Below are 6,000 nucleotides of genomic sequence, written 5' to 3'. Positions count from 1 at the left end.
CGCGATGAATCAGGAGGAAGACGCGATGAATCAGGAGGAAGACGCGATGAATCAGGAGGAAGACGCGATGAATCAGGAGGAAGACGCGATGAATCAGGAGGAAGACGCGATGAATCGCGTCTCTACAAGGGGGGATCGCAAAAACGATCGCATTCCCATTCTGTTCACGATATATGTTTTATTAGGGGCGATCGCCTCTGCCACAGTTTCCCCTAAGATAACCAAAGCACCTGGAAGAATTTTGATAGCTTTGGTTCACAACACAAGTTCGTTTGAATTTATAGTCGGTAGCTTAGGCACAATGAAGTTAAAAGTCAAGTATAAAAGCTAGTTACTTCCATCATTTCCAGTGATTGCGGCATAATAAAAACTAAACCTTGAAATTATGAAGTAGGCAATGAATACTACCGATAATTCTCCGATGGATGATGGGTCATCAGCAGATTTGATCTCTGTCGCCGAGTTGCAGCAACAGCTTAATGACTTACTCCAGCAACTATCTCCAGAACGATTACAGGTGCTGACTGATTTTGCTGCTTATTTGGCAAATGCTGAAAGCGAAGCTGCAACGCAAGAGCTTTTGGCAATTCCTGGATTGTTAAAGCGAGTTAAGCAAAATCAAGTAACGCCTAAAGCCCAATACACCGCCTGGAGAACTCTTCGCTCTGATGTATGAAGTTATTCTTCATCCCGATGTCCAGGAAGTTTATGTCAATGCTGACAGAGCTTTTGCTAAGAAAATTGCCCGATGTTTGCAGCAGCTAGAACAAACTCCTCGATCGCACCCCAACATTAAAGCCCTGAAGGGAGATTATGCAGGTTACTATCGCTACAGAATCGGGGATTATAGGGTCATTTATTCTATAGACGATGAAGTTGTGCAGGTACTTGTTGTAGCGTTCACTCATCGCAGTGAGGTATATAAACCATAAAGGTGATCGCTTAATCAATTCATCGCGGCGATCATAAAGAGCGATCGCTTTCTTGCTAATTCTGCAAACAATATTAATTGGCGTAAATGCCGAAAACCGCCTTCAGCAAGGAGGCTCACCAATCGAGGTTTTAATCTGGATGATTAACCAGTGTATTCCAGTTCTGAAACAAGCCAGCAATTTGCAAGAAAAACAGAAAAAAAGCCTGTTACCCACACATCGCCGTTCTGAGAATAAATAATATCACAAGCCCTTCTTTGCTTGCAGAGAGGGGCTGTGGCTATATTGGTTGATTTATATAGGAATCCGGTTTACAGCGATTTTCAGGTAAATATACCACGCGGTAGGGGCAATTCATGAATTGCCCCTACGACAGATGTGGTTCAAATACATGAAAACTGCTGTAATTGCGTGAAAAAATCTAATAACAATTTAATTAATGATTGCAGCACATCCTTGGTTCAAATTCAAGACGCGATGAATCGCGTCTCTACAAGATGTATGGTCTATTTGTTACGTTCTTTTTTTAAATTGGTATAAATATGGCGTTTCTCGATTGCGTGCAATCCGGTTCGGATCGGGTTTTTTGATAAAAATTATAATAGATGACAAAAACGCCTTCCTTGTAGAGACGGCGATTTATCGCGTCTCTCTTGTTCGTCCCAACGATTTTTTGTCTATCGTCTGTTAAAGTATGGCAAAGACAGCCGAGAATAGGAAATGACAGGCGGAGTACGCAAAAGCGATGCCTGCGGCGGGCTACACCTACGCATTCGTAAAGCCACCATTACGCGGTTAAAATCGACCGCAGACTCAAAAGCGGCTTTGACACAGACGGCGTAACGAGCAACAAGCAGGCATCATTCACGGTGAATGATGCTCATTGCTTGGCGTAGGCGTAGCCCGCCGCAGGTATCGCACGATCGCACCTTAGTAGTTAACAAAATGCGATCGCTGCCCGTCTCCTTCATTCAGATTTGCTTAGAGGAAGATGTTCCGTGTCACTAAATGACTACAGTCTTATTTTGCACTGGCAACACCACCTTGTATCAGTTAAAGCACTCTGGCACTTGAGAGCGCATAGAATAAGTAAATAGGTCATTAGTCATTAGTCCTTTGTCATTTGTAAATGACCAATGCCCCATGCCCAATGCCCAATGCCCCATAACTAATAACTAATGCGTAATTTTATCAAACAAACTTTTGCTAGTTTAGTTGGCACCTTATTAGGACTAATTATTTTCGGTGGTTTGGGAACCACTGGACTGTTCTTGCTGGTATTGGCCGCTACTTCCTCTAAAGATACTGGGCCAAAGGTGAAAGATAAGTCCATGCTGGTTTTTGACTTGTCAATGAAAATTACTGATAGTGAACCTAGTTCAGACGAAGTGTTTCAAAACACAATATCAGGTGTGGATGACGAGAGAATGGCACTCCGCAAAGTTGTAGAAACTTTAGAGAAGGCGCGGCGCGATCCGCGAATTGTCGGGATCTACCTGGATGCAACTAGCGCCAGCCAAGCTAGTAACGTCGGCTATGCCTCCCTGAAAGAAATTCGGAAAGCGCTGGAGGAGTTTCGCGCAGCTGGCAAAAAGATTGTCGCTTATGGCAGTGATTGGAGTAAAAAGGAATATTACGTCAGTTCAGTGGCAGATTCCATTATAATTAATCCTCTGGGAATGATGGAAGTCAACGGTTTAAGTTCACAACCGATGTTCTACGCGGGAGCATTGCAAAAGTACGGTATTGGTGTTCAAGTCGTGCGGGTAGGGAAGTTTAAGGGAGCCGTTGAACCGTTTATCCTCACTAAGTTGAGTCCAGAAAACCGCGAACAAACTCAGAAATTATTGGATGATGTTTGGGGAGAGTGGCGCACTGCTATAGGTGCAAGTCGGAAAATTCAACCTGAACAGTTGCAGGCGATCGCAGATAATCAGTCCATACTAGAAGCCACAGAAGCCAAAACTAACGGTTTAGTTGATCAAGTAGAATACCCCGATGAAGTGGTTAATGACCTCAAAAAGTTGACAGATAGCGATAAAGAAGACAAAACATTCCGACAAATTAGCCTGAATAGCTACGCAGAAGTTTCCGGCAAATCCTTGGGTGTAGAGCGTAACTCCAAAAATCAAATTGCCGTTGTTTATGCTGAGGGCGAGATTGTCGATGGTAAAGGTGATGATGGGCAAGTTGGAGGCGATCGCTTTGCCAAAATCTTCAACAAACTACGCCAAGATAAAGATGTGAAGGCCGTTGTATTAAGGATTAATAGTCCTGGTGGTAGCGCTACCGCAGCCGAAGTTATGCAGCGAGAAGTGAAATTAACTCGTCAGGTCAAACCAGTTGTGGTGTCAATGGGTGATGTCGCCGCCTCTGGTGGTTATTGGATTGCTAGCGACTCTAATCGCATTTTTGCCGAACCAAATACCATTACAGGCTCTATAGGGGTTTTTGGGATGCTATTTAATGGGGAAAAGCTGGCCAATAACAACGGCATCACCTGGGATTCGGTGAAAACTGCACGCTATGCTGATAGTCAAACAGTTTCGCGTCCGAAATCGCCCCAAGAGTTGGAACTTTATCAACGCAGTGTTAACCGTATTTATAGTATGTTTCTGAATAAAGTTTCTCAAGGTCGGAACCTACCAGGACAAAAAGTTGCAGAAATTGCCCAAGGAAGGGTTTGGTCTGGTGTGGCGGCCAAGGAAATTGGTTTGGTAGATGAAATTGGTGGTTTGAATACTGCGATCGCTTATACTGCTAAAGAGGCAAAACTAGGAGAAGACTGGGAAGTGCAAGAATATCCTCGCACTAGCAGCTTTGGAGAACGCTTTTTTGGGCGTGCAACAGAAGAGGCGCGGACTGCTTTAGGAATTGAGTCGGCGCAAGTCAAACAATCCAATCCCCTCACCATTGAATTCCAGAAACTCCAACAAGAAATCGGGATTCTGCAAAAGATGAACGATCCACAGGGGATCTACGCCCGTTTGCCTTTCAACTTGAAGATTGAGTAGATGCTTTTTTGAGCATCAGTGGGCAACCCATTCACAACTACTACTTTGTCAAACTAGTAATAAAGAGTTCGTAGTCAGGACTTTAGTCCTGACTACGAACTTGCTTACCCATCAATTTAAACTTGACACACTACTAGGGCGAGGCGCATGAATTGGCCTCGCCAGCCATAAACCAGCTGACATTTGCAGCCCTGATGTGTAGAGTAGTTGAGAGTCAATTACCATCTCTAACTTTTGACAGAATTTTAGATTTAAAATTTTGCTGAGGCAGCCCGCTTAAATAGTGGCTCAACTATGGAAAAATCTAAAATTCTTGATTCAGACCAACTGTATTCACATATTAAGCCCAGTCTAAAATACAAAATTGAGTAAAACATCCATCTATGGCTAGAAAAACACAACGCCTTTTGCTACTAATTATTTCCTGTAGTGTGACTGGTGTAATTTTAGGAGGTACTGCTGGTTGGGCAGAAAGTAATCTCTGCTTGGAAGACAGTAAGGTTACAAGTCAGTGTCTAACCCAAGATCCAATCCAAAAAACTATTGAAGGAATGAGTACCGGATTGTTAGCTGGGGCTGGGGCTGCTTTCGGTGCAGTATGGCAGTTACGGCATGAAGATTGAGCATGAACTACCACTAACCCGAAGTTTCGGGTTAGATTAGGTTCCTGTACGCGGTCAATCATCCTGATTTATGTGGCTTTGGAAGAATACCAATCTATTAATGCATGAGCAAATTTCTGGTGTTGTTCAGCTAGATTTTGAGGAGAGATGAACTGAGCATTGCCCATGAAGCGGTACACCCAGCGACAAAACTCCTCCAGCGATCGCTCAGGAAGTTTAACAATATAATCTATGCAAGTAGGTTTGCTATATGTCTTATTCATAAGTCTGGGTTAATCGCCTGGATTGGTAAACGAAATAATCAGCTTTTTGGTCACTTACGTTGTTTTATTGACAAAAGCTAGTCATCTCAAAATTTTTAACGTTCTGCTGCTTTCTGTGTGACTGAGGCAGTTGGATTTAGACTTGAAGTGATGGCAATACTGCTCGGTTAAGGTGGATAGTCATTGGAGATCCCCCTTAGTCCCCCTTAAAAAGGGGGAAAATAAGGCATTTTGAGCAAGCCTTTTTAAGGGGGGTTGGGGGGATCGACTCTTAACCGAGCAGTATTGGAAGTGATGGGACTGGAGGAAAGACTGGTGACGAGAGCAATTGGTCTAGAGCAAATTATTGCCCAAAAGGTTCTTACCTTATCAAAGGAACAACAGCAGCAAGTACTTGACTTTATAGAATTTCTGCAATTGAAATCACTAACAGTGGAGTTTAAGCACCATGATGGCACGCCAATGTCTGCTTTAGAAGCAGCAGGAGACTTAGTTGGCTGCGTGGATTCTGGGCCTGGGGATCTCTCGACAAACAAGGAGTACCTTAAAAGACCATTAACAGAATGAAGCAAGCGGTACTGCTAGATACAGGGCCATTAGTAGCTTTAGTCAACCGGAGAGAGCAGTTTCATAAATGGGTGACAAATCAGTTTGGACAGATTGAACCACCTTTGTTAACTTGTGAAGCGGTAGTTACAGAGGCTTGTTTTCTCTTACAGAATGTTTATGGAGGAGAAGCAGCAGTAATTTCTTTTGTACAAAAGGGAATTATTCATCTCCCGTTGAGCTTGAGTGAAGAAGCTGGGGCGGTTTATGAGTTGATGCTGCGTTATCAGTCTGTACCGATGTCGTTAGCGGATGCCTGTTTGGTGAGGATGGCAGAACTGTATCCTACTCGTGAATTGCTCACATTTGATAGTGATTTTAGGATTTATAGGAAGAATCGGAATCAATTAATTTCTGTGATTATGCCAGAAGAACTGTGAGACTACAAATTTTAATCCCTAATAGGGATTTTGGTTATTTGCAATATCAATCCCTATTCAAATGAAAGCTTTGCTGTATTTGGTTTTCGAGGTTCAATTGCCTGAATGTAAAAATTATAACTTATAACATTGTGATTGTAATTTGGCTAAATGTAAATCCCTGAGAACTAATCTCCATAAAA

The 6,000-nt window shown here is 43.0% G+C and carries 9 protein-coding genes and 1 pseudogene; 9 read left to right on the top strand and 1 reads right to left on the bottom strand.

Going from position 1 to position 6,000, the window contains the following annotated elements; translation table 11 throughout:
• The 7 genes and pseudogenes from V7K97_RS27710 to V7K97_RS27680 form a co-directional block, all read left to right on the top strand.
• Positions 1-331: pseudogene (locus V7K97_RS27710) on the top strand (hypothetical protein); the annotation flags it as partial.
• A gap of 66 nt (positions 332-397) precedes the next feature.
• On the top strand, positions 398-676 hold the full coding sequence (locus tag V7K97_RS27705; RefSeq protein WP_334804175.1) for a hypothetical protein: 279 nt from the start codon (positions 398-400) through the stop codon (positions 674-676).
• The gene (locus V7K97_RS27700; protein WP_334804174.1) at positions 669-932 is read left to right on the top strand and encodes a type II toxin-antitoxin system RelE family toxin; all 264 of its coding nucleotides are present in this window, start codon (positions 669-671) and stop codon (positions 930-932) included. The genes V7K97_RS27705 and V7K97_RS27700 overlap by 8 nt, the downstream gene beginning before the upstream one ends.
• 52 nt (positions 933-984) lie before the next feature.
• Positions 985-1,173, top strand: coding sequence for a hypothetical protein (locus V7K97_RS27695; protein WP_334804173.1), 189 nt, complete (start codon positions 985-987; stop codon positions 1,171-1,173).
• A gap of 479 nt (positions 1,174-1,652) precedes the next feature.
• The gene (locus V7K97_RS27690; RefSeq protein WP_334804172.1) at positions 1,653-1,775 is read left to right on the top strand and encodes a hypothetical protein; all 123 of its coding nucleotides are present in this window, start codon (positions 1,653-1,655) and stop codon (positions 1,773-1,775) included.
• Positions 1,776-2,110: 335 nt separating this feature from the next.
• Positions 2,111-3,946 carry a signal peptide peptidase SppA gene (gene sppA, locus V7K97_RS27685; protein WP_334804171.1) on the top strand — a complete coding sequence of 612 codons (1,836 nt, stop codon included), beginning with the start codon at positions 2,111-2,113 and terminating at the stop codon, positions 3,944-3,946.
• A 383-nt stretch (positions 3,947-4,329) separates the two neighbouring features.
• A complete protein-coding gene (locus tag V7K97_RS27680) occupies positions 4,330-4,569 on the top strand; it encodes a hypothetical protein (protein WP_334804170.1) in 240 nt (79 codons plus the stop codon).
• A gap of 68 nt (positions 4,570-4,637) precedes the next feature.
• On the opposite strand, the gene V7K97_RS27675 is transcribed toward V7K97_RS27680, so the two are convergent.
• Positions 4,638-4,832 (bottom strand): hypothetical protein, encoded by a 195-nt coding sequence (locus tag V7K97_RS27675; RefSeq protein ID WP_334804169.1) that lies wholly within the window; start codon positions 4,830-4,832, stop codon positions 4,638-4,640.
• 315 nt (positions 4,833-5,147) lie between these two features.
• Between V7K97_RS27675 and V7K97_RS27670 the strand changes: the two genes are divergently transcribed.
• Positions 5,148-5,399, top strand: a complete 252-nt coding sequence (locus tag V7K97_RS27670) for a hypothetical protein (RefSeq protein WP_334804168.1) — start codon at positions 5,148-5,150, stop codon at positions 5,397-5,399.
• A complete protein-coding gene (locus V7K97_RS27665; protein WP_109011687.1) occupies positions 5,396-5,818 on the top strand; it encodes a type II toxin-antitoxin system VapC family toxin in 423 nt (140 codons plus the stop codon). The genes V7K97_RS27670 and V7K97_RS27665 overlap by 4 nt, the downstream gene beginning before the upstream one ends.
• The last annotated feature ends 182 nt before the right edge of the window (positions 5,819-6,000 follow it).

The sequence above is a fragment of the Nostoc sp. genome (assembly GCF_036917815.1).
Classification (GTDB): Bacteria; Cyanobacteriota; Cyanobacteriia; order Cyanobacteriales; family Nostocaceae; genus Nostoc.
Note: the sequence above shows the minus strand (reverse complement) of the source record. Positions and strands in the feature narration are given on the sequence as shown.